Source organism: Mycobacterium terramassiliense (assembly GCF_900157385.1).
Taxonomy (GTDB): domain Bacteria; phylum Actinomycetota; class Actinomycetes; order Mycobacteriales; family Mycobacteriaceae; genus Mycobacterium; species Mycobacterium terramassiliense.
On record NZ_LT717701.1, the window covers coordinates 98,949 to 123,158 of the forward strand.

Genomic DNA, 24,210 nt, shown 5'->3' on the forward strand with positions numbered 1-24,210 from the left:
TCGCTCACGACGAGCGAAAGGGTTTGACGCAAACGCGGGACAGGACTGCAGGCGCACCTTACGCTGACGTGGTCCGTCGTTGTCGGGAAAGGCTGGGGACCATGTCGTATGTGATTGCTGAGCCGCTCGCGCTGGCGTCGGTCGCGACGGAGATCGAGGGGATTGGTTCGGCATTCAGTGCCGCGACCGCGGCCGCGGCCGCCCCGACGTCGGGCGTTGCGGCAGCGGCCGGCGACGAGGTGTCGGCGGCCATCGCGGACGTCTTCGGCGCCGTCGGCAAGGAATATCAGGCCGTCGTCGCGCAGTTCGAGGCGTTTCACGCTCAGTTCCAGCAGGCGCTGGCGTCCGCGGGACTCGCGTACGCGGAAACCGAGTCCGCCATCGCCGACACTCTGGGCCTGGGCGGGGCCGCGCCCGCCGCGCCGCTGCCCGCCGCCACGATTCCGCCGTTCCCGGCCAACCAGGTCTCGTATTTCATCGGCGGCACCGGTGTCCCCATCCCGTCGCAGTCGTTCGTCACCCGGGCCAACAACCTCTACGTCCGGTCGGTCAGCACCCTGGAAGCGCTCTACACGCCGGAGCAGTTGTACCCGCTGACCGGCGTGAAAAGCTTGCCCCTGAATCAGTCGGTGGCCGAGGGCGTGACGATTCTCGACAACACGCTGTACAACACGATCCACGGACAGGGTCAATCGGTCACCGTCTTCGGCATTTCCCAGAGTGCCATCATCTCCTCGCTGGAAATGCAGAACCTCGCCAACGGCACGTCCCTGTTCGGTGCGAACCCTCCCAACGTCAACCAGCTCAACTTCGTGCTGACCGGCAACGAGGTAAACCCCAACGGCGGCCTGCTGTCGCGGTTCCCGAACCTGTCCCTGCCCGCCCTGGGCCTGGACTTCTATCCCGCGATGAACGCCAACACGCCGTACCACGTGGCCAACTACACGCTGGAATACGACGGGTTCGCCGACTTCCCGCGCTATCCGATCAATGTGCTTTCCGACCTCAACGCGGTCGCGGGCATCGTGTTCGTCCACACCACCTATCTGGATCTCACGCCCACCCAGGTCAACAACGCGATCCAGTTGCCGACGTCTCCGGGTTACACCGGTAACACCACCTACTACATGATTCCCACCGCGGACCTGCCGCTGCTGAAGCCGCTCGATGCCATACCGGTCATCGGCAAGCCCCTGGTCGATCTGCTGCAACCGGACCTGAAGGTGTTGGTCAATCTGGGCTACGGCCCCGACCCCACCCTCGGGTACTCGACGAGCTACGCCGACGTTCCGACGCCGTTCGGCCTGTTTCCGAATGCCAATCCGGGCACCGTCTTCAACGCGCTGGCCGCCGGCACCCAGCAGGGAATCCACGACTTCTCGCTCGACATGCAGCAGATCGCGTCGCAGCCCCCGGCCCTGCCGCAGTTCACCCTGCCGACCGCACCGGGGCCGACAACGACGCCGACCAACTTCCCGTCACCGCAGCAGGTCTTCGACACGGTCAACAAGATCGTCTCGACCGACTACGCGGTCGTGCTTCCGACAGCCGACATCGGTTACTCCCTCGCCACGGAGTTGCCCTTCTACGACTCCGAGCTTTTCCTGAGCCAGCTCGGGCAGGGCAACCTCATCAACGCCATCGGCTATCCGATCGCCGCCGACGTCGGGTTGGGGACGGTGGCGGGCGGCGTCGAATTCCTGACGATCGTTTCGGCGCTCTCGAGCAACGTCACCGACATCCAAAGCCTCATTCCCTAACGCGCCCCCGCGCCAGGCGGATTGCCCCAAAGACAACGGCGCAAAATGCCCACAACAAGGCGTGATCGCTCCTAAGCTGACTGCGTGCCGGTTACGGCGGTGCCCCTGGTCATCGGGTTGGCGGCGTCGGCAGGACCAACACGCGTGCCCCTCTGTTCGGAAGGGAAGAAGCGATGACGAATTTGGTTGCGCAGCCCGAAATCTTTGCGACGGCCGCACAGGATGCTTCCACAATCGGTTCGGCGATCAACGACGCCCGGGCGGCCGCCGCCGGCTCCACCACAACCGTGATGGCCGCGGCCGAAGACGAGGTGTCGGCGATCACCGCGCAGCTCTTCGGCTCGTTCGGTCAGGAATACCAGGCGCTGCTCCAGCAGGCGGCCGCGTTCCACGGACAGTTCGTTGCGACACTGGCCGCCGCCGGAAACGCTTACGCCCAGGCCGAGGCCCAGATCGCCGGCACGCTCGGGCTCACCGGCGCGGCGGGCGGCGTGCCATTCACGGCGCTCACACAGGCGGCGGACCCGGCCGTCGATGCCATTTTGATCATGACGGGCAGCGGCACCGCCAATCCCCCACCGAGCTACATCACCAACGTCACCAACCTCTACCTGCAGAACTTCACCAGTGGCCTCACGATCCCGGTGACCACCGCCGAAGGGTTGTACCCCTTCACCGGTGTCAAAGACCTGACGTTGGATATCTCCCTTGCCCGCGGCGTCACGTCGCTGAACAACGCGATCACTGGCGTGCTCGGCCCCGCACCCAGCGCAAAAGTCGTTTCCGTTCTCGGCTATTCGCAGAGCTCGATCATCGCCTCAATGGAAATGCCGAAGCTCCTCGCCCAGGGTTACAACTCGTCCAACGCCTACTTCACCCTGCTGGGTGATCCGGCCAACCCCAACGGCGGCCTGCTTTCGCGCTTCCCCGGCCTGAGCTTCCCGAGCCTGGGGGTCACCTTCGGCACCTCGACACCCAGCAACGACTTCCCGACCACCATTTGGTCGCTCGAATACGATGGCTTCGCCGACTTCCCGCGCTATCCGATCGACATCTTCTCGGACCTCAACGCCCTTGCCGGCATCGTGTTCGTCCACGGCACCTACCCGCATCTGACGCAGGCGACGCTCAATACCGCCGTCACGCTGGGACAGTCCACGAACCCCTCGATGACGACGTACAACATGATCCCCACCGAGAACCTGCCGCTGCTGGCGCCGCTGCGTTTACTCCCGGTCATCGGCAACCCGCTCGCGGACCTGATCCAGCCGGACCTGAAGCTCCTCGTCAACTGGGGCTACGGCGACCCCAACTTCGGCTGGTCGACCAGCCCGGCCGACATCCAGACTCCGTTCGGATTCCTGCCGCCGCTCAGCGCAACGACCGAATTGGTGTCGCTCTTCCCCGGCGCCACCGCCCAGGGAGTCAGCGCCTTCAGCAACGACCTGTCGAGCCTGGCGGCCTCGCTTCCCGGAGCCGCCACATCGGGCTTCGCTCAGCTGGCGTTGCCACCGTCCGCGTCGCTGCCGACCACGCCCACGGGCTTTATCCAGGCCATCGAGTCGGCGAACACCAACATCGTCGGCACGTTGACAAGCGATGTCTCGACCGCCTACGCGACCCTGCTCCCGACGGCGGACATCGCGACCGCCGTGGTGGTGACTCTCCCGTCCTACGACGTCAACCTGTTCCTCGACGGCATCACGCAAGCGATCAACGGCGATCCGGTTGGGGGGCTGATCAACGCGTTCGGCCGTCCGATCGCCGCCGATGTCGGATTGGTCACCCTCGCAGGCGGTTTCGAGCTCATCAACTTTGTCAACGCGGGTGAGACGATCTTCACCGGGGTACCGAACCCCGGCCCTCAGTGATCGAACGCTAGGGCTCCAGAACCACCTTGCCGAGCACCCCGCCGTCGGCCAGGCTCTGCAACGCGACCGCGCCCTCAGACAGCGGATAGCGCTGCGGCGGAGGCGGTTTCAGCCCGAGGAACACCAACTGGCTCAGCCCCCAGGAAAACAAGGCGGCCGAACCTGGAACCTTGTTCAGGTACTCGCCCCAGGCGACGCCCACCACGCTGACGTTGCGCAGCAGCAGTCGGTTGACCTTCACCGTCGGAATGCCGCCGGCGGCAAAGCCGATCACCAGCAGCTTGCCGTCGATCGCCAGCACACGAACCGCGTCGTCGAAGGCCGGGCCGCCGATGGGGTCGACCACGATGTCGACCCCACGGCCCTGGGTGTAGTCACGCACCCGGTCGGCCCAGCCGTCGACCAGCGGCACCACCAGGTCGGCGCCCAGGGAAGCGACATAGTCCGCCGCGGCCTCGCGGTGCACCACGGCCAGCACCTTGCTCGCCCCCATCGCCTGCGCGACCTGGATCGCCGCCGTGCCCACCCCGCCGGCGGCGCCCAGCACCAGCACCGTGTCACCCGGCCGCATCGCGGCGCGGCGGGCCAGCGCGAAGTACATGGTGTTGTAGTTGACCAACAGCGAAACCGCTTCGGCGTCATCGAGTTCCGCCGGGCTGCGCATCACGTTCGGCACCGGTACGGCCACCTGTTCGGCGTAGGCGCCCAGGATGCCGAACGCCGAAACCCGCTCGCCCACCCGATAACCCGACCCCTCCGGCGCCGAACGCACCACACCCGCGGCTTCCATGCCGGGCACGAACGGCGGGGGCAGCTTCAGCTGGTACTCGCCCTTGGCCAGCAGCAGGTCGGGAAAACACACGCCGGCGGCGCGGACGTCGATGACGACGTGGTTTCCATCCTCGGGGACGTCTTCGATATCGGTGAAGACCAGGCCGTCCGGACCGGACAGCTCTTGCACCACACAGGCTTTCATGGCCCTACAGCTTGAAGCCGGCCTTTTGCGCTGAGGACAGATCCGTGATCTCGCTCCAGTGCGAGGCGATGTCGTCCACTGACGGAGGCTGGTCGAAGTTGATGCCCTGGTTCTCGAACAGCGCGACCCGCTGCACCTTGCCGCCGCCGACGACGAAAACCGATGCGCTGTCGGGGCATTCCTCGGTGCACAGGTAGGCCACCACCGGTGCGACGTACTCGGGGGTGAGCTTTTCGAGCACCTCCTTCGGAAGGATGTCCTCGGTCATCCGGGTCGCCGCGATCGGGGCGACCGCGTTCGCCTTGATGTTGTACTTGGCACCTTCCAGCGCCAGCGTGTTGATCAGGCCGACCAGGCCAAGCTTGGCCGCCCCGTAGTTGGTCTGCCCGAAGTTGCCGAACAGACCGCTGGTGGAGGTGGCGACGACGACGCGGCCGTAGCTCTGCTCCCGGAAATGCGGCCAGGCGGCGCGGATCACGTTGTACCCGCCGTAGAGGTGCACCTTCAGCACGGCGTCCCAGTTCTCGGACGTCATCTTGTGAAAGGTGCCGTCGCGCAGGATCCCGGCGTTGCTCACCACGCCGTGCACGGCGCCGAACTCGTCGATGGCGGTCTTGATCATGTTCTCGGCGCCCTCGGGGTCCGCGACGCTGTCGTAGTTGGCGGCCGCCCGGCCCCCCGCGTCCTTGATCTCCTTGACCACCTGGTCGGCCATGTTGTGGCCGGCGCCGGTGCCGTCGCGGGACCCGCCGAGGTCATTGACGACGACGCTGGCACCCTCACGGGCAAGGGTAAGGGCGTATTCACGGCCCAAGCCCCCACCGGCTCCGGTGACGACGATGACGCGATCCTGCACTCCAGGCATCAGGTTCCTCTCTCCTGTTCAAAGGACTTGGGTGGTAAGGGAATTGGGGTTGTGTCAGAACATTCTGCGAGCCATCTTGAAGGCTCGCGCGGTGTAAGGCGGGTAGATGAACTTCGACAGGTCCGGCCGGGTCGGCTTGGTCAACACCGATTTGCGGTGACTGAACTCCTCGAAGCCATAGCGGCCGTGGTAGGCGCCCATGCCCGACGCGCCGACGCCGCCGAAGGGCAGCTTGGCCGTCGACACCTGGAAGGCCAGGTGGTTGACCAGCATGCCGCCGGCCGGCACCTGCTTGATCACCCGCTCGCGGGTCTCGCGAGTCTTGGTGAACAGATAGGCGGACAGCGGCTTGGGCCGCGAGTTGACGAAACGTATTGCGTCGTCCAGGGATTGGACCGTGATCACGGGCAGCACGGGCCCGAAGATCTCGTTCTGCATCAGCGGGCCGTCCGGATCGGGGTCGACGACAACCGCAGGCTGGATCCGCAGGCTCGACGGGTCACATTTGCCACCGACGACGACCTTGCCGTCGCCGCCGGCGAGGTAGCCGCTGATCCGGTCGAACTGCCGCTGGTTGACGATCCGCATTCCGTCGGGCTTGTCCGACGTGAACTTCGTGATGGCGGCCCCGATCTTGCTGACCAGCTCGTCGCGAATCTTTGCGTCCGCCAACACGTAATCTGGTGCGACGCACGTCTGCCCCGCGTTGAGCAGCTTCATCCAGGCGATCCGCTTGGCAGCGACTTCGACGTCGGCGTCCTCCGCCACGATCACTGGGCTTTTGCCGCCGAGCTCCAGCGTGCATGGGGTCAGGTGGGGTGCGGCGCCTTCGTACACCTTGCGGCCGATCTCGGTGCCGCCGGTGAACAACACGCGGTCCAGCCCCTGCGCGATGAGCTCCTGGCTCACCGAACCGTCGCCCTCGACCACGGCGATCGCGTCGTTGTCGAGATAGCGCGGCACCAAGTCGGCCATCAAGTGTGCGGACGCCGCGGCGATCTCCGACGGTTTGAGGATGACGGCGTTTCCCGCGGCGATCGCGCCGACCGCGGGACCCAGCGTCAGGTAGAACGGGTAATTCCACGCGCCGATGATCAGCACGGTGCCGTAGGGCTCGTATTCGATCCAGCCGCGGCCGGGTAGCTGCGGCATTTCGAGCAGCTGGTACTTGCGGCGCGTCCACCTGCGCACACGCTTGGCCGCGAACTTCGCCTCCCCGGCCGTCGTCGCGACGTCGGCGATGAACGACTCGAACGGGCTGCGGTCCAGGTCCTCGGCGAGCGCGGCGCCGATGGCCGCCTCGTTCTCATCCATCAACTTCGCCAGCTGCAGCAACTGCCGCCTGCGCCACTCGATGTCGCGGGTGCGGCCGGTGGCGAAGGTCTTGCGCAGTCGAGCGACCGTGGCCGGGACGTCGACGGGCCGAGCCGCGGATCGCGAGGGGGCGCCGTTCGTGGATTCCGATGTCTTCGGTGCAACCGATTCGGTGGTCATCGTTGTCCTTCCCGAGCAGAGTCGCCCGCTGCAACGCGGGTGGCCGCTCATCGGTGTTAACCGCGATCCTAACCATCCGGTTGGGAGAGCAATAGAAAGGATCCGCCCCGGCCGGATCCACTCGATCCTGCGGCGGCGTTTCCGGTCAGGGTTTTGCGGCCGTCACAAAACTGTTCGTGAACGGCCTCTCCTCCGACTGTGGCGCGCGGCCCAGCCGCAGCCCCTCGTCGAGCGCGGTCGTCACGCGAGTCGTCCAACCGTGAGCGGCGAACCAGTCCGCGCAGTCGGGGCGGCCCTCGTCGTCAAACCATAGGTCGAAGGGGTTGAACGAGGTGTCCTGGCCGCGCGCTTCGCGCTTGGCCCGCAGTTCCTGCCACTTCTGCTCCGCCTCCCGACGCTTTTCCTGGTCGACCCCGAAGATTTCGACCGCAACCCGGCTGCCGGATCCGCTCAGGTTGTCGATGGAGGCGAACATGGCCGCCTGCGCCGCCGCCGGCAGGAAAGGCAGCAAGCCTTCGGCCAGCCAGGCGGTCGGACTCGTGGCGTCGAAACCGGCGTCGCGCACCGCCTGCGGCCAATCGTGGCGAAGGTCCACCGGCACCGGCCGCCGGTCGACGACCGGGGCGGCCCCGTGGGCGGCCAGCGTCTCGGCCTTGTACTCCAGCACCTTGGGCAGATCGATCTCGTAGACGACGGTGCCGTCCGGCCAGTCCAGCCGGTAGGCGCGCGAGTCGAGGCCGGCGGCGAGGATCACCACTTGGCGGATGCCGGCGTCTTGCGTCGCCTCGGCGAAGTACGCGTCGAAGAAATGGGTGCGCACCGCCTGGTAATTGATCATGTGCCGGGAGTCGACGGTGGAATCGGCTGCCTCGTCGTCGGGCTCCGGCGTCCACCAGGCGGCGACCTGCTCCCGAACCCCCTCGAGTTCGGGAGTAGACACCAGCACTTCGGCGAACCGGTCGCGGATCAGCGGTTCGGCGCTGGCCGTCTCGGCGGCACGGGCCAGTGCCACCATCACCGCGGTCGCCCCAACGCTGGTGGCGATGTCCCAGGAATCGTCCGCGGTGCGCGGCATTTACAAACGTTCCGCGACGACGAAGTCGGAGAACGCGTCCTTGTCGTCGGCCAGCGGGACGTTCTCGATGAAGCGGCCCAGCCGGCGCATCGCGTCGATCGAGTGCTCCGCCGTCGCGCGCCAGCCGTGTTCGTTGAGCCACTCGGTGACGTCCGCGCGGTCCTCGTCGCGGTACATCAATTCGCCGACGTCGACGGTCTCCTCGAGCCCGATCTCGTCGGCGACCTTCTTGAAGCGTTCCCGCATCTGCTGTCGCCGCTCTTCGGCGTGGTTGGGTGCGGTCTCGGCCGAGACCCGGCTGCCGGGCGGGCTCAGCTCGCCGATCAGGGTGAACAACCGGTCCTGGGCGTCGGCGGGCAGATACATCAACAGCCCCTCGGCCAGCCACGCGGTGCGCTGGGTCGGGTCGAAGCCCGCGGCACGCAGCGCCGCCGGCCAGTCCTGGCGCAAGTCGATGGCCACCTCGCGGCGATCGGCGGAAGGCTGCACGCCGTTGTCGGCCAACGTGGTGGATTTGTAGGCCAACACCTCGGGCTGGTCGAGCTCGTAGACCGTGGTGCCGGCCGGCCAGTCCAGCCGGTACGCGCGGGAATCCAGCCCCGATGCGAGGATCACGATCTGGCGGATCCCGGCGGCGACGGCGTCGGTGAAGAAGGTGTCGAAAAAGTGCGTCCGCACGGCCTGGTAACCGCGCATGTGGTGTAGGTGGGCCGCGGAATCCTCGTCGAGCGCTTCGACCTTGGCCGCGATCTCGGGGTCAAGCATGGCCTCCCACAAGACGCCGGCGCCGGCGTTGCTGACCAGTAGCCTCGCGTACGGGTCGCGAATCAGCGGGTCGGGCCGCTCGGTTTCGACGGCACGGGCGGCGGCCACCATGACCGCGGTGCTGCCGACGCTGGTCTTGATGTCCCAGGTGTCGTCGTGGGTGCGCAGTGAGCTCATCGGGTTGCTCCTCTATCGGGTGTTCGGCTGGTCGAGACGCGCTCGCAGCAAGGTGCTGCGCACGGCCTCGTCGGCCAGGTCGTCGGGAACCGGTCGGCCCAATCGGGCCATCTCCTCGCGGTTGTCCACGGCGTTCACCTGCCAGCCGTGGTCGGACAGCCACTGGATGGCGTCCGTGCGATCGGGTTCGTGGTAGGTCAGCGCTTGGACGTTGACGTCCAGGCCGAGCCGCTCCCGCACGCGCAGCCAGCGCTGCGAGTTGCTGCGCGAATTCATGCCGAACACCTCGACGGCCACCTCGCTGCCCGGGGCGCTGAGCGCGGTGAACATCTCGAACAGCCGGTCCTGGGCGTCGCTCGGCAGGTAGGGCAGCAGGCCCTCCGCCAGCCACGCGGTCGGTTGGGTGCGGTCGAACCCGGCGCCGGTCAGGGCCGCCGGCCAGTCGTCACGCAGATCGATCGGAACGGGGCGCCTGCTCGCGGTGGGGGCAGCGCCCTGCTGCTCGAGAATCCCGGTCTTGTACTCCAGCACCTTGGGCTGGTCGATCTCATACACCGCGGTGCCCGGCGGCCAATTCAACCGGTAGGCCCGCGAGTCGAGCCCGGCGGCCAAGATCACCACCTGGCGAATCCCCCCGCGGACGGCGTTCTCGAAGTACTCGTCGAAGAAGTGCGTGCGCACCGCCTGGTAGTCGATGCCGAGCCGATGCGCGCGCTGGCCGTGCGGATCGCCGTCCAGCCAGGCCAACTCGGCGTCGGCCAGCCGCGCCCACGCCGGACCGGCCGAAGACACCAACGGGCGAGCGAATTCGTCGCGGATCAGCGGATCGGCCCCGGCCGTCTCGACCGCGCGCGCCGCGGCGACGCCCAATGCGGTGGCGCCGACCAGTTCGGTGATGGCCCAGCTGTCGCCGGCCGTGCGTAATGAGGGAGGTAACGACGCATCGAGATCAGTCATGACCCGAACCATGCTACCGAATAAGTTAGTTAGCCTATACGCTTTGTGCGCAACTTCACTGCGCCCGGGCCGGCGCCAAGCGGTCAGGCCTCAGGGCGCCAGAGGGCGCCTTCCAAAAGCTGCCGCAGCATTCCCGTGACGGCCAACATCGCCTGGTAGCTGCGGACGTAGCCGGAGTAGAGCCCCACGCCGCAGATCACCACGAGCAGCGTTTCGACCAGGGCCGACGGATCCGTACCGGGGATGACCTCGCCGCGCTCGATCGCGTCGTTGACGACGCGCATCAGGAATTCACGACTGAGCAGGACGGAATCGTTCTCGGTTCTGCGCAATTCCGGGTGCCGTTGAAATTCCAGCACGGCGGTGATCAAGAACGCCGATCCGGCGGGATTCTCCGAATTGGCCCGCACCGCGGCCGAGATGAACGCCGTCAGCCGCCCGATGAGAGTGGTCTCGTGCTCCGCCTGTTTGATGCCGGCCCCGATGACGAATTTGTTCGTTTCGTCCAGCACCTCGCGAAACAACACCCGTTTGCTGGAGAAGTAGTGGTTGATCGCGGGCCGGGTCAGGTCCGCCTGGGCCGCGATCGCCTGGAACGTCGCGCCGTCGTAACCGCGTTCGCTGAACACCAGACGAGCGGCCTGGATAATCCGTTGACGCGTCTCGTCCGCCTTGGCGGCGGGCGGGCGCCCCGGCCTGCGACGCGCCGTTGCCGACATTGCTAAATTGTGCCACCGCCATGGTGCGGCATTAACGCGTTTGGCGGAATGGTGCCGAACTTTCCGGCCTGGTAGTCCTGCAGCGCCTCGACCAATTCCGCGCGACTGTTCATCACGAAAGGCCCATAGTGGAATACCGGCTCGCGAATCGGCCTCCCGCCGAGCAGCAGCACATCAATTGCCTCCCGAGGGGCCCCCACGGTAATCCGATCGCCCGGCCCGAGCACGGCCAGTTGCCCCGAGCGAACCGGGTGGGCGACGGGACCGACGTATCCGCTCCCGGACAGCACGTAGACCAGCGCATTGAAGTCACGCCGCCACGGGACGTCGAGCCGAGCGCCGTGTGCGATCGTCACATGCGCCAACGTGATTGGCGTGTGGGTGATGCCCGGTCCACGGTGGCCGTCGATCTCGCCGGCAATGATGCGGACCAGGGCCCCGCCGTCGCTTGAGGCGAGCAGCGCGGCGTCGTCCCCGTCGATCGCCTGATACCGCGGCGGAGCGAATTTGTCGCTCTTCGGCAAATTCACCCAGAGCTGGATGCCGTGGAAGACGCCACCGCTTTCCACCAGTTCGGCCGGCGGGGTTTCGATGTGCAGGATGCCCGACCCGGCCGTCATCCACTGCGTCGCGCCGTCGGTGATCAGGCCGCCGCCGCCGTGCGAATCCTGGTGCGCGAATTTGCCGTCGATCATGTAGGTGACGGTCTCGAAGCCGCGGTGCGGATGCCAATCGGTGCCCCTCGGCTCGCCCGGCTGGTACTCGACCTCCCCCATCTGGTCCATGTGCACAAAGGGATCCAGGTCGGCGGCGCTGACCCCGGCGAACGCGCGTACCACCGGGAAGCCCTCACCCTCGTAGCCTCGCGGGCCCGTGGTGATCGATCGGACCGGCCGTTCGGTGTCGCCGGGGCCGGCGGCGCCGATGCGTGGCAGCGTGAGGGTGTCTGCGGTGACTGCTGGCATGTCTGTCTCCTTCGATGAGTGCTGGCCGATATAACCGGACTCTGGTCCGTTTATTCCGAACGGCATGCGTAGTCCGGCAATCCGACGGCGCTCGGCGGCCGTCGCCCCGACCCCCTAAATGTTTAAAGTTCGCCAATCGTTGTATAAAGCAATATTTGCTGAGGTGTGGGGTCGCCGTGCATGCCCAACCCTGAGATGGTGCAAAGCGAGAAGGTCGAAGGCGGGAAGGGTGACGCGAATGCTGTCCAACACACTCGGGCGGGGAGCCGGCTGGCTGCGGGCAAACCGCCTGGGCTTGTTCTGTCTGGCGATCGTGGTGGGAATTGGCGCCGGGCTTGGTGCGGCGGCATTCCGCTACTTGATCTACGGCTTCACCTGGCTGGCGACCGGGCACGATGAGTTCGGCCAGCAGGGCTGGGTGGCCAGCGACCACCTGCCCTGGTTGGGAATCGGATTCTTTGTGGTCAGCCCGGTCATCGGCGGGTTGCTGTACGGGCCGTTGATATCGCGGTTCGCCCGCGAGGCCCGGGGCCACGGCGTGCCGGAGGTCATGATCGCCGTGGCCGAAAATGGCGGCCGTATCCGACCCCAGGTCACGGTAGTCAAGGCGCTCGCGTCGGCGCTGTGCATCGGCACCGGCGGATCGGTCGGCCGCGAGGGGCCGATCGTGCAGATCGGCGCGGCGCTGGCGTCCAGTTTCGGCCAGTGGGTGCGGATGCCGGAGAACCGGCTACGGGTGCTGGTGGCGTGCGGCGCTGCCGGCGGCATCTCGGCGACGTTCAACGCGCCCATCACCGGTGTCTTCTTTGCGGTGGAGCTGATCCTTCGGGAACTCTCGGTGGAAGCGATCTTCACCATCATGCTGTCGGCGATGGTCGCCGACGTGATCTCGCGGGTGTTTTTCGGCTCGGCCCCTTTCCTCACGCAGCTGCCCACCGGCATTGCGCTGGACCACATCGCCAATTACGTCTTGGTGGCCCTGCTGGCGGCGATCGCCGGCGCGATCGGGGTCTTGTTCAAAAGCGTGCTGTACAAGACCGAGGATCTCTGCGACCGCGTCTGGGGCCAGCGCCCGGACTGGGCGCGCCCGGCGGTGGGCGGAATCGTGCTGGGCCTGCTGCTGCTCGCGGTGCCGCAGCTGTACGGGGTCGGCTATCCGGTGATGTATGCCGCCTTCGCCGGTCACTACGCGCTGTGGTTTCTGGTGATACTCGCCGCCGGCAAGATGCTGGCGTGCAGTCTGACCATCGGCATCGGCGGCTCAGGCGGTGTGTTCGCCCCCTCATTGTTCGTCGGCGCCACGTCGGGCATGGCCTTCGGCCTCATCGTCCATCAGATCATCGGCCCCGGGGCCGGAGACCCCGCGCTCTACGCAATCGTCGGAATGGGCGCCGTGTTCGCGTCGGCGGCAAGAGCCCCGCTCACCGCACTGGCGAGCACGGTGGAGATGACCGGGGACTTCACCCTCACGCTGCCGGTCATGCTGGCCGTCGCGGTGGGCACGACCGTTTCCCGCGCACTCTCCTACGGCACCATCTACACCACCAAGCTGCTGCGCCGCGGCATCGACATCGAGCGCCCCACTCCCACCCATGCGTTTGCCAACCTGACCGCGGCGGATGCCATGCACCCGTTCAGCGTTCCGCTCGACCTCGCGGGCCACCGCGGCGACGCCGACCGGGACTGGACGACCCTGCTCGGCCCGGTTACGCGAGTTCGCCAGCCGCAGGCGCTCTTCGCCAACGACAGCTTGGCCCAGGCGCTCCGGCAGCTCGTCCTCTACGGTCGCGACGGGCTTCCGGTCATCGACACCGATGCCCGACACGTCCAAGGCTGGCTCACCAACCAGAATGTGCTGCGCGCCGTCGACGCCTACCTCGCCGACGTACAACCCGACATCGCCGCCAGCCACCGAGCCGCTGGATGGGCCGACCCGCGTGCGAATACGGCCGAACATGACCCCCACAGCCAGCTCGCCGGGTACCAGATCGTCGAACACACCCTTACCCCTGCTTCCGGCGCCGTCGGCCGGCTCGTCGGCGAGCTGGACTGGCCGCCCGGCCACTTTCCGGTGTCGGTGCTCCACAAGCGGCAACTAGTCGACGCCGACGCCACCGTCCGGCTGTCCGCGGGTGATCGGCTCAGCGTCCTCGTGCCGAGAAACGGCACAGACACCAAGGAATCCGACGGATCGTCGTCCCGCTAGGAAGCGCTGCGCGCGCTGCTCGCGGCGTCCCGTTCGGTGGACGAGCCCTCGTGCGTCAGCTTCCCGCCCGCGCTCTCCAGGTGGGCCCGGACAAACCACTGGAACTTCTCCAGGTGCCCGGCCTGATCGATCAGAAGATCCTGGGTGACCGGGTCGAGTTCCTCGGTCTCCTCGATGTATTTGCGGATGTCTTCGATGACTCCGGTGTAGACCAGGTCCAGCGCGGCCAGGTGCGCCTGGACGCAGTCGCGGCCCACCGAGTAGTCGTCCCAGGTGCGGTCCTTGAGGATCGCTCCCGGCGTGCCCTGCGGTGACGCCCCCAGGGCGGCGATGCGCTCGGCTACGTCGTCGGCAAACCCGCGGACCGCGTCGACCTGCGGGTCGATCATCTCGTGCACGCCAATGAAATTGGGGCCCACCACGTTCCAGTGGACGTGCTTCAACGTCAGGTGAAGGTCGTTGTATGTGCTCAGTTGCTTTTGCAGCAATTCGGTCAGCCGCGCTGCCTGTTTGTCGGTCAGTCCCGGAATGGTGAACTGCGTCATCGATCCCTCCCTGCTTTGCACATGGTCACGTCTCCCAGGTGGGTTACCCGATGGCAGTGGCCGGAAACCCGGTCTAGAGCTCGCTGATGTGCTGCACCGGCAGGCGAGCGCCCCGCCGGGGTTCGTATGCCAGCCCACTGGCTTCGAGTAGCCGAACCACGCGGTGGCGGTGCGGCCGCATGGGTTCCAGCAGTTCGAGCATCGCCGCGTCATCGACGGGGCGGCCCAGCAGGGTCCAGCCGATCATCTTCGGGACGTGATAATCACCCACCGAGACGGCATCGGGGTCACCGAACGCGCGTTGCGCGGTCTCGGCGGCGGTCCACTCGCCGACTCCCGGCAGGGACATCAGCGCCTGGCGGGCCTGCTCCGCCGGCCGCGACGCCAGGCGTTCCAGGGAGGACGCCCGGCGCGCGCAGCCCACCACGGCGTGCGCTCGCCTGGGATCCACGTTGGCGCGATGAAACTCCCACGACGGGATGTGCCGCCACGCCTCGGCCGACGGCGGCACCCGCATCCCGTCCGGGGCCGGCCCGGGCGCCGGCGTGCCGTACTTGGACACCAGCAGACGCCACGACCGGAACGCGTCTGCGCCGGGCACCCGCTGCTCGATGATCGCCGGGATCAGGGCTTCCAGCACGAGTCCGGTTCGGCCCAGCCGCAGGTGGGGGACGCGCTGGTGCGCGGCGGCGACCGTCGGATCGCGCGGCACGAAGTTCGAGGCGTCGTCGTCGGCGCCCAGCAGCGCCGGCAGCATCTCGACGAATTGCTCAGCACCGCCGCCCCACGCCACGCAATGGGCGGCGTTGGCGGCCGCGCGGGTGATCCGTGCGGTGACCGGGCCGGTGGGCAGCAGGCTGGTTCGCCAGATGGCGCCGTCACCGGGCATTCGAAAGCACGGATCTCGGGGCCCCCGGCGCAGGGGTGCCAGGGTGTGCCCGAAGCTGGCAGCTCCGGGGAACGTGACCGTGCGCGCGCTCTGCACCCGATAACCCTGCAATCTGTCGTCCCAGCGGCTTTACGGGCCGGGCTGTTTGACCGTTGACGATTCCCCAAGACAATATTGCGATGTGATGACGCCCTTCGACGCCCCGCACACCGAACTGGCGTGGATGTTCCTGCAGAGCACGAGCGAGGGCGGCGACCTGGACGAGGGCTTCACCTTGTTGAGCGACGACTTCACCTACTGGAGCATCTACACCCGGGTGTCCTTCGACAAGGACACGCTGCGGCAAGCGATCGACTGGCGCAAGCGGACCCTGGAGATCACCATCGATCTGCTTCGCTGCGTCTGCGAGGGGGACACGGTGGTGGTCGAGGCGCACGCATTCGGGAGAACGACCGCGGGCGTCGAGTACGACAGCCCCTTCGTGGGCATCTTCGAGATGCGCGACGGGATGATCGTGTCGATGCGCGAATACGGCGACACCCGCGCGGCGGCTCAGGCGCTGCCCGGGTCGTCCCCTCGCGGCGTCTGAGCGCTACTGAGCCGAGACGCTGATCTCCGCCTTGTTGGGGTAGAAGGCGACGTGGCCGGCGATGGCCGCCACGGCGGGGTAGGGCTGCTCGTACGTCCAGATCACGTCGGCGACGGTGTCGCCGGCCGAGGTGGTCACGCTGTAGTAGCTGGCGTCCCCCTTGAAGGGGCAATGGGTGCTGGTGTCGGTGCGGGTCAGCCGGTCGCCCTTCACGTCGGACATCGGAATGTATTGCACCGCAGGTAAAGTCGCCTCACGCAACTCCAACGCCGCGGTGGTGTCGGCCACGAGTTCGCCGTTGACGCGCACCTGGACGCGGCCCTTCGTCGGCTCGATGGTGATCGGATGCCCGGCGCTGGGCTCTTTGATTTCGGGGTGGGCCATGGTTCCTCCTCAGACGCGGATAGAGGGTGCAACAACGGGCTGCGCCCAACGCTTCCCGACCGGACGCGCGGGCTATTCGGCCCGCGCGGCCTTGTCTTTTCGAGGGCTCTGCGCGCCCTTGAGCGCGGCCCAGAACCGGGCCGCCTCGCGGATGGATTCCTCCACGGGGCGCGGCTGCCAGCCCAACTCGCGGACCGCCTTGCTGTGGTCGACGGGGGCCTCCGCGCGCATCATGCGCACCGATTCGAGGCTGAGCTCGGCATCCTTGCCGGTGATCCGCGCCCGAAGGCTGCCGAACGCGCCCAGGGCATACAGCACCGGCACCGAAATGGAGCGCCGGGGCGGCGGCACGCCGGCCTCGTCTGCCGCGATCCGCACGACCTCGCTCAGCGGGATCATCCGCTCGGAGATCAGGTAGCGCTCCCCGATGCGCCCGCGCTCGGCGGCGATGATCATGGCCCTGGCGGCGTCGTCGACGCCGACGACCTCCAGGGCGATGCCGTCCATCAGGAAGGGCAGCTTGCCAAAGACCGCGCCGGCGATGAACGCGCCGTGCGGGGTGCGGCCCCAGTCGCCGCTACCGTAGGTCGTTGAGACGCACATCGCGACGGCCGGCAGTCCGGCCTCGGCCACGTATCGCATCACCAAGTCTTCGGCCTGAACCCGGGATTGGACGTAGGCGGACAGCCCGCGCGAGCCGACCCTGTCCTCTTCGGTGGCCACGTGCCCGTGCCGCCGGCCCACCGTCGCGTAGGTGCTGGTGAAGATGAACCTGCGCAGGCCGGGTTGCTTGACGGCGACGTCGAGCACGTTGCGCAGGCCCTCGACGTTGGTGCGGAACAGCGGTGCCGGGTCGCGCAGCCAGGCGCGGGTGTCGACGACGCAGTAGTACACGTCGTCGACGCCGTCCATCGCGTCGCGCAACGTGTCGGTGTCGAACACGTCGCCATGAAAGCGGGTGAGCTCGAGGTCGTCGATGGCGCGGGTGTTGGCGGTCGGGCGCACCATCACCCGCACCTCGAAGTTGTCGGCTGCGCCTTTGGCGACGAGCTGGCGGGTCACATGCGAACCCAGAAAGCCGTTGGCGCCGATGACCAGCTTGGGTTTGGTGCTCACTTAAGCTCCTCCGTATTGCTGCATCCAGCGCGCGGCGTCCTCGTCGAGCGTGCCCAGCGCCTGGGCCTTGCGGCACCATTTCATTCCCGCGCGCAGGAACCGCAGCGGGTTGTAGATGTCCTCTTCACGGCTCCACTGGCCGTCGCCGGCATACGTGATGATCGTGATGTTGGTCGCGCTGATGACGCTGCCGTCGCCGGGGTCGCGCATGGGGTTGTCCAGTTCGAGGATGACCCGCCCCGTGGACTCGTCGATGACCGACCACAACGTCGGGAACGCGACCATATGGCTGCCCGGGAAAGTCGTCATCGTTTGCTTGATCCACTCGCGCACCTCGTCGCGGCCGCGCATGGTGCCCGCCGCGTGCTCGATGTACTCGACGTCGGGGGTGTACTGCTCGACCCAGGCGTCCCAGTCCCGGGTTTCGGCGGCCTGGGCCACCGTCGCCTCGAACTTCTCGAACGCGGAAGCCAGTTCGCCACGGGAGAACGCTGGCTCTGTCATTTTGCGGCACCGTTGCAGCTCATCGGCGGAGTGTAGCCTGGGCTCCATCTGGGCGCGGCTATGGCCGATCAGGAAGGCAGACAATGAGAGATCCTCAAAAGGCGCTTCTCGCCGGCGGCTGTTTCTGGGGCATGCAGGATTTGATCCGCAAGCAGCCCGGCGTGATATCGACGCGGGTCGGATACAGCGGCGGTGACGTCCCGAACGCGACCTACCGCAATCACGGCACCCATGCCGAGGCCGTCGAAATCGTCTACGACCCGTCCGTCACCGACTACCGCACGCTGCTGGAGTTCTTCTTCCAAATCCACGATCCGACAACGAAAGACCGCCAGGGCAACGACAGGGGCGCCAGCTACCGCTCCGCCATCTTCTATCTGAACGACGAGCAAAAGCGGATCGCCCTGGACACCATCGCCGACGTCGAGGCGTCGGGTCTATGGCCCGGCAAGGTCGTGACCGAGGTCAGCCCGGCCGGCGATTTCTGGGAGGCCGAGCCCGAGCACCAGGACTACCTGCAGCGCTACCCCGACGGATACACCTGCCACTTCGTGCGTCCCGGTTGGAAGTTGCCGCGCCGCGCCACCGCCGGCCACTAGTGGCGATCGCGAGCGCGGCGGAGCCGGGCGAAGCGGATCGCCACCGCCGGCCAATCGTGGCGATCGCGAGCGCGGCGGAGCCGGGCGAAGCGGGTCGCCACCGCCGGCCAATCGCGGCGATCGCGAGCGCGGCGGAGCCGGGCGAAGCGGGTCGCCACCGCCGGCCAATCGCGGCGATCGCGAGCGCGGCGGAGCCGGGCGAAGCGGGTCGCCACGGCCGGATAGTCAACGGGTAACGCCGTTTCCGCGGGCGGTCCGCCCCAAGAGTGTCGACAACCACTGTCGTCGGTGCCAGATGCTGTCGGTCGCAACATCGACAACGCGTGTCCATGACGCCGACAATTTAAGGCACAGGGATCGAGCGCCCGCACAGGCGGGCGCTCGCTCTATTCGGGAAAGTGCACCGCGAAGGGATTTTGGGCTCATGCCGTCTCGCAGGACCGTCTGGGATGTTACGTACGATCTGCTGCGCACCTTGGATTTGACGACGGTGTTCGGCAATCCGGGCTCGACCGAGCAGACGTTCTTGAAGAACTTCCCCGACGACTTTACGTACGTGCTCGGCCTGCAGGAGGCGTCGGTGCTGGCCATGGCGGACGGCTTCGCGCAGGCGACCGGCAAACCGTCGCTGGTGAACCTGCATACCGCGGCGGGCACCGGAAACGCGATGGGCAGCCTGATCGCGGCGTACAAGAGCAACACACCGATGATCGTCACCGCCGGACAGCAGACCCGCGAAATGGTGTTGTGCGAGCCATATTTGACCAACACCAGCGAAACGCTGCTTCCCCTTCCATGGGTGAAGTGGGCGTACCAGCCCGCCCGCGCCGAGGACGTACCCGCGGCGTTCATGCGGGCCTACACCATCGCCGTGCAGCCGCCCGCCGGCCCGGTGTACCTGTCCATCCCCCTCGACGATTGGGACAAGCCGGCGCTCGGGCCGGCGGTGGTCCGAACGGCCAGCCGCCGCGGCGCGCCCGACGCCGCGCGACTTGGCGATTTCGCCGAGCGCATCAACCAGGCCCGGCGGCCGCTGCTGGTCGTGGGTCCCGAAGTCGATCGGGCCGGCGGGTGGGACGCCGCCGTCGCGTTCGCCGAGCGGGTGCACGCACCGGTGTTTGCCAGTCCACTGCCCGACCGCCTGTCTTTCCCCGAAGACCATCCGCTGTATCAAGGCATGCTGCCGATGACGATCGCCGAAGTGAACGCGGTGCTGCGCGGCCATGATCTGGTCGTGGTCATCGGCGCTCAGGTCTTCCGCTACTACCCGTACGTGGCCGGCGACTTCTTGCCCGAGGGCACCGATCTGCTGCACATCACCGCGGACCCGTGGCTGGCCGGTGCGGCACCGGTGGGCGACAGCCTGCTCAGCGACACGTTGCTGGCGCTGCAGCAACTCACCCCGCTGGTCGCGGCCAAGGCGGACCGGCCGACGCCCACGCCGCTGGAACGCACCCCGGGCACGGTGGAACCCGCCGGCGCCCCCCTGACCCCGGCGCAAGTGTACTCCGCGCTGAACACGGTGAAGCCGCCGGAGGCGGCGTTGGTCAACGAGTCGACGTCGACGATGGCCGAGCAGGCCCGCTGGCTCCCCACCCTGCGTTCGCATTCCTTCTTCGCCACCGGCAGCGGCGGCATCGGCTGGGGAGTCCCCGGCGCGGTCGGCGTCGCGCTCGGTGACCGCGCGGCCGGTCGCAAGCGCGCTGTCGTGGCGACCATTGGTGACGGCTCGTTCCAGTATTCGATCCAGGCGATCTGGACCGCCGCGCAGCACAAACTGCCGATCGTGTTCGTCGTGATGCGCAACGGCGAGTATGCGGTCCTGAAATCGTTTGCGCTGCTCGAGAAGACGCCGGGCGTGCCGGGTCTGGATCTGCCCGGGCTCGATATCCACGCGCTGGCAACGGGATTCGGGTGCCGCGCCGTCACGGTTGCGGACACCGAGCAGCTCGTCAAGGAATTCGAGGCCGCGCTCGGGGCTGAGGGGCCCACGGTGATCGTGGTCCCGACCAAACCCCAGCTCGCGCACCTGGGCTGATGCGGCGATGCGGGCCATAGAGATCACCACGACCGGTGGTCCCGAGGTACTTGACTGCGTCGAGCGGCCGGTGCCCACCCCCGGGCCGGGACAGGTGCTGATCAAGTCCGAGGCGATCGGTGTCAACTTCATCGACACCTACTTCCGGACCGGACTCTATCCGCGCCCGTTGCCGTTCATTCCGGGGAGCGAGGTCTGCGGCACCGTGACCGCGGTCGGCGAACGGGTGGCCAGGATCGGCGTCGGCGATCGGGTGGCGACCTCCGACGGCCTCGGCGCGTATGCCGAATACTGCTTGGCGCCCGCGGATCTGGTAACCCCTGTACCGGACGGGATTGCCCCGGACGTGGCGGCCTCAGCCCTGCTCAAGGGGCACACCGCCCACCTGCTGATCAAATCGGTCTACCCGGTGCGGGCCGGTGACACCGTGCTGCTGCACGCCGGGGCCGGCGGGGTCGGGCTGATCCTGACCCAGTGGGCAACGAGTCTGGGCACACGGGTGATCACGACCGTGTCCACGCCTCAGAAGGCCGCGCTGTCGCGCGCGGTCGGAGCGGTCGAAGTGCTCGAATATCCCGACGAGCCTTCGTCGTTCGGGGTGAAGATACGTTCGCTCACCGGCGGCGAGGGCGTCGCCGCGGTCTACGACGGAGTCGGTAGATCCACCTTCGACGCCAGCCTGGCCAGTTTGGCGATCCGCGGCACGCTGGCGCTGTACGGAGCGGCGAGCGGTCCCGTTCCACCCGTCGACCCGCAACGGCTCAACGCCGCGGGCTCGGTGTATCTGACCCGGCCGATGCGCACCCATTTCAACCGCACCTACGACGAATTCTCCTGGCGCTCGGCCGAATTGTTCGATGCCATCGAGTCCGGGACGATCACCGTGACCACCGGCGAGCGATACCGGCTCCGAGACGCCGCCCGGGCCCACCGCGACTTGGAGAGCCGCAAGACCCACGGCTCAACGGTGCTGATCCCCTGATTCCGATTAGGCTGCGGCTATGGCAGCCGATTCCGCGGACGCGCAACTGGCCGAGCTCGGTGCCGCCCTGCTGTCACGCGCCGACGAACTGGCCGACACCATGCTGGGACTCATGCGCCGCGACGTCGGCTTTCACCGGACGGTCGCGTTGGTGACCGACGACCAACTGCGCAGCACGGTACTGAACCATCTCGACTTCATCCTGGGAGCGCTCGGTGGGCCCGAACGCGCCTATGACACGGCCGCGGCCGCGGCCACGGGGCGTAACCGGGCGGCCGCCGGCGTGCCGCTGCCCGCGGTCATGGACTCCTACCGAAAGTGCGCACGCTTCCTATGGGACGAACTGTGCGCCGAAGCGGGACGGTCCGCAACGGTGAGCGACAGCGGATTGGTGCGTGCCGCCTCTGCGATGTGGATGGTGCTCGACGAGTTCACCACGGCCATGGTGAGCGGGTACCAGGAAGAAATCGCCCGCCAGGTGGTCGGCCGGCAACGGGAGCGATCGGCGATGGTGCAGGCGCTCATCGACGGCCGACTGCCCGAAAACCTCGATATCTGGAATGCCGCTGATACACTGAGGATTTCGCTGCGCGGGCCCTATGTCGTCGTGTGCGCGGAACTGTCAAGCATCGGACGCTCCGTGTTACCGGACATCGAGAGTCGATTGTCCGCAAAGGGAATCGCTTCTGCCTGGCGGTTGCAGCCGGACATCGAGATCGGCATCCTGCAGCTTGGTCCGCGGCCGATGCTGGACCTCGCGGTCAAGGAATTAAGCGCGTATCCGGCGACTCGAATCGGCATCAGTCCCCTGATCGGTGACCTCGCGGAAACCGCGGGCGCGTTGCGATACGCGCGAATCGCCATGACGGGATGCCGTCGCGACCGCGCTCGCGTCACCGTGTTCGACCGCGATGTGATGGCGGTGACGGCCGTGGCCGAACCCGACGTGATGGGCCGCATTTCGGAGACGGTGCTCGGCCCCCTGGGCGATTTGGCCGACCATGAGCGGGAAGCGCTGCTCGACACGCTCGAGGCGTGGCTCGACAACGGGGGTTCCGCCGAACGTGCGGCGCGCGCGCTTTTCGTGCACCCCAACACCGTGCGCCAAAGGCTGCGCAAACTCGAACAGCGGACAGGCCGTGTGCTTTCCGATCCCCGGGCCGCGGCGGAGCTGTGCATCGCGTTGGAAACCGCCCGTCGCGCCCCAACGCCGGCGCCGGAACGGCGCGGCGAAGCCTGAATCAGGGCGCGCTCAGCGCCGGTGGACGACGATGCGTCCGCCGTCCTTCGGGGTGAACGCGACGCCGCGGCTGTGCCACCGTTCTCCGGGTTCTGTGGTGGTCTCGATGGTGAAGTTGCGCAACACTGTTCGCAGCACCACGTCCATCTCCATGTTTGCGAACGCCGCACCCACGCAGCGACGGGTCCCGCCGCCGAACGGAATCCACGCGAACGAGGACGGCTTGCCGTCGATGTAGCGCCGCGGGTCGAAGCGCTCGGGCTCGGCAAAAACGCTGGCGTCGTTGTGGATCTGCGCGATGCTGATGATGATCGAATCCCCGCGGGGGATGACCCACTCACCGAGTTGAAAGACCGGCGGGTATACGCGGCGGGCGGCGAAATCGATGACCGTCCGCGCCCGCTGGACCTCCAGGATCGTCGCCTGGCGCAGCTCGGAGCCGTCGTTGTCGGCCTCTTCGACCAAGGCGTCCAGGATATCGGGGTGGCGGCTCAACCGTTCGAAAGCCCAGCCCAGGGTGGAGGCGGTGGTTTCGTGCCCGGCGGCCAGCAACGTGAGCAGCTCGTCGCCAATGTCCTTGCGGGACATCGCCGAACCGTCCTCATAGGTGCTGCGCAGCATCAGCGCCAGCACGTCGGTTCGCTCGTCGAAATGGGGATCGGCCCGCTCGGCGTCGATCAGCTTGTCGACGACGACATCGTACTGGCGGCGCCACTCATCCAACCGGCCCCACGGGCTGAACCGGCCGTAGTTCCGTTCGGGTTTCGGTAGCGCCGCCATGCGCGAACCGAGGGTGACCCACGGCGGGATCAGCCGGCGCAGTTCGTCGAGCTCCGCGCCCTCGGCCCCGAACACCGCGCGCAGGATGGCGTTGAGCGTGATGTGCATCATCGACGGCAGCGTGGCGAAGGGCGTGCCTTCCGGCCAGCCGGTCGCCTCTCGCAGGGTCTCCTCTTCGATGATCCGCTCGTAGTTCTTCATGCTCTTGCCGTGAAACGGCGGCGCCAACAGGCGGCGACGCCGGCGGTGATCGTCGCCGTCGAGCGCGAATACCGAGCCGGAGCCGAACAGCCGGCTCAGGTTGGGCTGAATGTTCCCGAGTTCTTCCGGGCTCGTGGTGAACACCTGCTTCGCCAGCCGCCAGTCGCCGACCACCACCACGCGGCCATAGATCGGGATGTTGACCGTGAATACGTTGCCGAGTCGGCGCGCCAGCCGCTGGATCATCCACCGGCGCGAGACCGCAAAGAAAATGCCCTGCAGCAGTTTCGGCATCTGGGTGGCCGGCGGCAATCGGACGGCCGGCGGGGCGGTGACGACGTCGCTCATGGCGGTGATGCTCCCCATTTCTCCCCGAACCGGGGCTGGTACTGCGATGTACCAAAACCTTTCCCGATACGGTACTCTGTGGTACCAAACCTGACAAGGTGCCGTGTGCACGAAGGGGGCGCCGCCTGTGACGTCAACGGTCGACACCGCGGTCCCCGACAATCC

The 24,210-nt window shown here is 67.3% G+C and carries 22 protein-coding genes; 8 read left to right on the top strand and 14 right to left on the bottom strand.

The window, feature by feature from the left end; all coding sequences use genetic code 11:
• Positions 1-101: 101 nt before the first annotated feature.
• A complete protein-coding gene (locus tag MTAB308_RS15105) occupies positions 102-1,760 on the top strand; it encodes a PE family protein (protein WP_077100288.1) in 1,659 nt (552 codons plus the stop codon).
• Between the two features lie 173 nt (positions 1,761-1,933).
• Positions 1,934-3,631, top strand: coding sequence for a PE-PPE domain-containing protein (locus MTAB308_RS15110; RefSeq protein WP_077100289.1), 1,698 nt, complete (start codon positions 1,934-1,936; stop codon positions 3,629-3,631).
• Positions 3,632-3,638: 7 nt separating this feature from the next.
• On the opposite strand, the gene MTAB308_RS15115 is transcribed toward MTAB308_RS15110, so the two are convergent.
• The 8 genes from MTAB308_RS15115 to MTAB308_RS15150 all read right to left on the bottom strand — a co-directional run bounded on the left by MTAB308_RS15115 (position 3,639) and on the right by MTAB308_RS15150 (position 11,624).
• A complete protein-coding gene (locus tag MTAB308_RS15115; protein WP_077100290.1) occupies positions 3,639-4,607 on the bottom strand; it encodes an NADPH:quinone oxidoreductase family protein in 969 nt (322 codons plus the stop codon).
• 4 nt (positions 4,608-4,611) lie between these two features.
• Complete coding sequence (locus MTAB308_RS15120; protein WP_077100291.1) at positions 4,612-5,472, bottom strand: SDR family oxidoreductase; 861 nt, start codon at positions 5,470-5,472, stop codon at positions 4,612-4,614.
• A 54-nt stretch (positions 5,473-5,526) separates the two neighbouring features.
• Entirely contained in the window at positions 5,527-6,966 is a 1,440-nt protein-coding gene (locus tag MTAB308_RS15125) for an aldehyde dehydrogenase family protein (protein WP_077100292.1), read from the bottom strand.
• Between the two features lie 145 nt (positions 6,967-7,111).
• Positions 7,112-8,041: an SAM-dependent methyltransferase gene (locus MTAB308_RS15130; protein ID WP_077100293.1), complete on the bottom strand. Its 930-nt coding sequence runs from the start codon at positions 8,039-8,041 to the stop codon at positions 7,112-7,114.
• Positions 8,042-8,983 (bottom strand): class I SAM-dependent methyltransferase, encoded by a 942-nt coding sequence (locus MTAB308_RS15135; RefSeq protein WP_077100294.1) that lies wholly within the window; start codon positions 8,981-8,983, stop codon positions 8,042-8,044.
• 12 nt (positions 8,984-8,995) lie between these two features.
• A complete protein-coding gene (locus MTAB308_RS15140; protein ID WP_077104377.1) occupies positions 8,996-9,940 on the bottom strand; it encodes a class I SAM-dependent methyltransferase in 945 nt (314 codons plus the stop codon).
• Positions 9,941-10,023: 83 nt separating this feature from the next.
• The gene (locus MTAB308_RS15145; protein WP_077100295.1) at positions 10,024-10,659 is read right to left on the bottom strand and encodes a TetR/AcrR family transcriptional regulator; all 636 of its coding nucleotides are present in this window, start codon (positions 10,657-10,659) and stop codon (positions 10,024-10,026) included.
• A 2-nt stretch (positions 10,660-10,661) separates the two neighbouring features.
• Positions 10,662-11,624 carry a pirin family protein gene (locus tag MTAB308_RS15150; protein WP_077100296.1) on the bottom strand — a complete coding sequence of 321 codons (963 nt, stop codon included), beginning with the start codon at positions 11,622-11,624 and terminating at the stop codon, positions 10,662-10,664.
• 238 nt (positions 11,625-11,862) lie between these two features.
• Between MTAB308_RS15150 and MTAB308_RS15155 the strand changes: the two genes are divergently transcribed.
• The gene (locus MTAB308_RS15155; protein WP_077100297.1) at positions 11,863-13,830 is read left to right on the top strand and encodes a chloride channel protein; all 1,968 of its coding nucleotides are present in this window, start codon (positions 11,863-11,865) and stop codon (positions 13,828-13,830) included.
• Here MTAB308_RS15155 and MTAB308_RS15160 read toward each other — a convergent pair.
• Together MTAB308_RS15160 and MTAB308_RS15165 are read right to left on the bottom strand one after the other, a co-directional pair.
• A complete protein-coding gene (locus tag MTAB308_RS15160; RefSeq protein WP_077104379.1) occupies positions 13,827-14,375 on the bottom strand; it encodes a Dps family protein in 549 nt (182 codons plus the stop codon). The genes MTAB308_RS15155 and MTAB308_RS15160 overlap by 4 nt on opposite strands.
• Before the next feature lie 73 nt (positions 14,376-14,448).
• Positions 14,449-15,360 carry a DNA-3-methyladenine glycosylase family protein gene (locus tag MTAB308_RS15165; RefSeq protein ID WP_077100298.1) on the bottom strand — a complete coding sequence of 304 codons (912 nt, stop codon included), beginning with the start codon at positions 15,358-15,360 and terminating at the stop codon, positions 14,449-14,451.
• Positions 15,361-15,445: 85 nt separating this feature from the next.
• On the opposite strand from MTAB308_RS15165, the gene MTAB308_RS15170 reads away from it, so the two are divergent.
• A complete protein-coding gene (locus MTAB308_RS15170; RefSeq protein ID WP_077100299.1) occupies positions 15,446-15,853 on the top strand; it encodes a nuclear transport factor 2 family protein in 408 nt (135 codons plus the stop codon).
• A gap of 3 nt (positions 15,854-15,856) precedes the next feature.
• Here the strand turns inward: MTAB308_RS15170 and MTAB308_RS15175 are convergent, their stop codons facing one another.
• The 3 genes from MTAB308_RS15175 to MTAB308_RS15185 all read right to left on the bottom strand — a co-directional run bounded on the left by MTAB308_RS15175 (position 15,857) and on the right by MTAB308_RS15185 (position 17,857).
• On the bottom strand, positions 15,857-16,237 hold the full coding sequence (locus MTAB308_RS15175; protein ID WP_077100300.1) for a DUF427 domain-containing protein: 381 nt from the start codon (positions 16,235-16,237) through the stop codon (positions 15,857-15,859).
• A gap of 72 nt (positions 16,238-16,309) precedes the next feature.
• On the bottom strand, positions 16,310-17,353 hold the full coding sequence (locus MTAB308_RS15180) for an NAD-dependent epimerase/dehydratase family protein (RefSeq protein ID WP_077100301.1): 1,044 nt from the start codon (positions 17,351-17,353) through the stop codon (positions 16,310-16,312).
• Positions 17,354-17,857: a nuclear transport factor 2 family protein gene (locus MTAB308_RS15185; protein ID WP_077104381.1), complete on the bottom strand. Its 504-nt coding sequence runs from the start codon at positions 17,855-17,857 to the stop codon at positions 17,354-17,356.
• 83 nt (positions 17,858-17,940) lie between these two features.
• Between MTAB308_RS15185 and msrA the strand changes: the two genes are divergently transcribed.
• The 4 genes from msrA to MTAB308_RS15210 all read left to right on the top strand — a co-directional run bounded on the left by msrA (position 17,941) and on the right by MTAB308_RS15210 (position 22,716).
• A complete protein-coding gene (gene msrA / locus MTAB308_RS15190; RefSeq protein ID WP_077100302.1) occupies positions 17,941-18,456 on the top strand; it encodes a peptide-methionine (S)-S-oxide reductase MsrA in 516 nt (171 codons plus the stop codon).
• A gap of 424 nt (positions 18,457-18,880) precedes the next feature.
• Entirely contained in the window at positions 18,881-20,494 is a 1,614-nt protein-coding gene (gene mdlC / locus MTAB308_RS15200) for a benzoylformate decarboxylase (protein WP_077100304.1), read from the top strand.
• A 7-nt stretch (positions 20,495-20,501) separates the two neighbouring features.
• Entirely contained in the window at positions 20,502-21,476 is a 975-nt protein-coding gene (locus tag MTAB308_RS15205; RefSeq protein ID WP_077100305.1) for a quinone oxidoreductase family protein, read from the top strand.
• Positions 21,477-21,495: 19 nt separating this feature from the next.
• Positions 21,496-22,716 carry a PucR family transcriptional regulator gene (locus tag MTAB308_RS15210; protein ID WP_077100306.1) on the top strand — a complete coding sequence of 407 codons (1,221 nt, stop codon included), beginning with the start codon at positions 21,496-21,498 and terminating at the stop codon, positions 22,714-22,716.
• 12 nt (positions 22,717-22,728) lie between these two features.
• Here the strand turns inward: MTAB308_RS15210 and MTAB308_RS15215 are convergent, their stop codons facing one another.
• On the bottom strand, positions 22,729-24,045 hold the full coding sequence (locus MTAB308_RS15215; protein WP_077104383.1) for a cytochrome P450: 1,317 nt from the start codon (positions 24,043-24,045) through the stop codon (positions 22,729-22,731).
• Positions 24,046-24,210 lie beyond the last annotated feature (165 nt).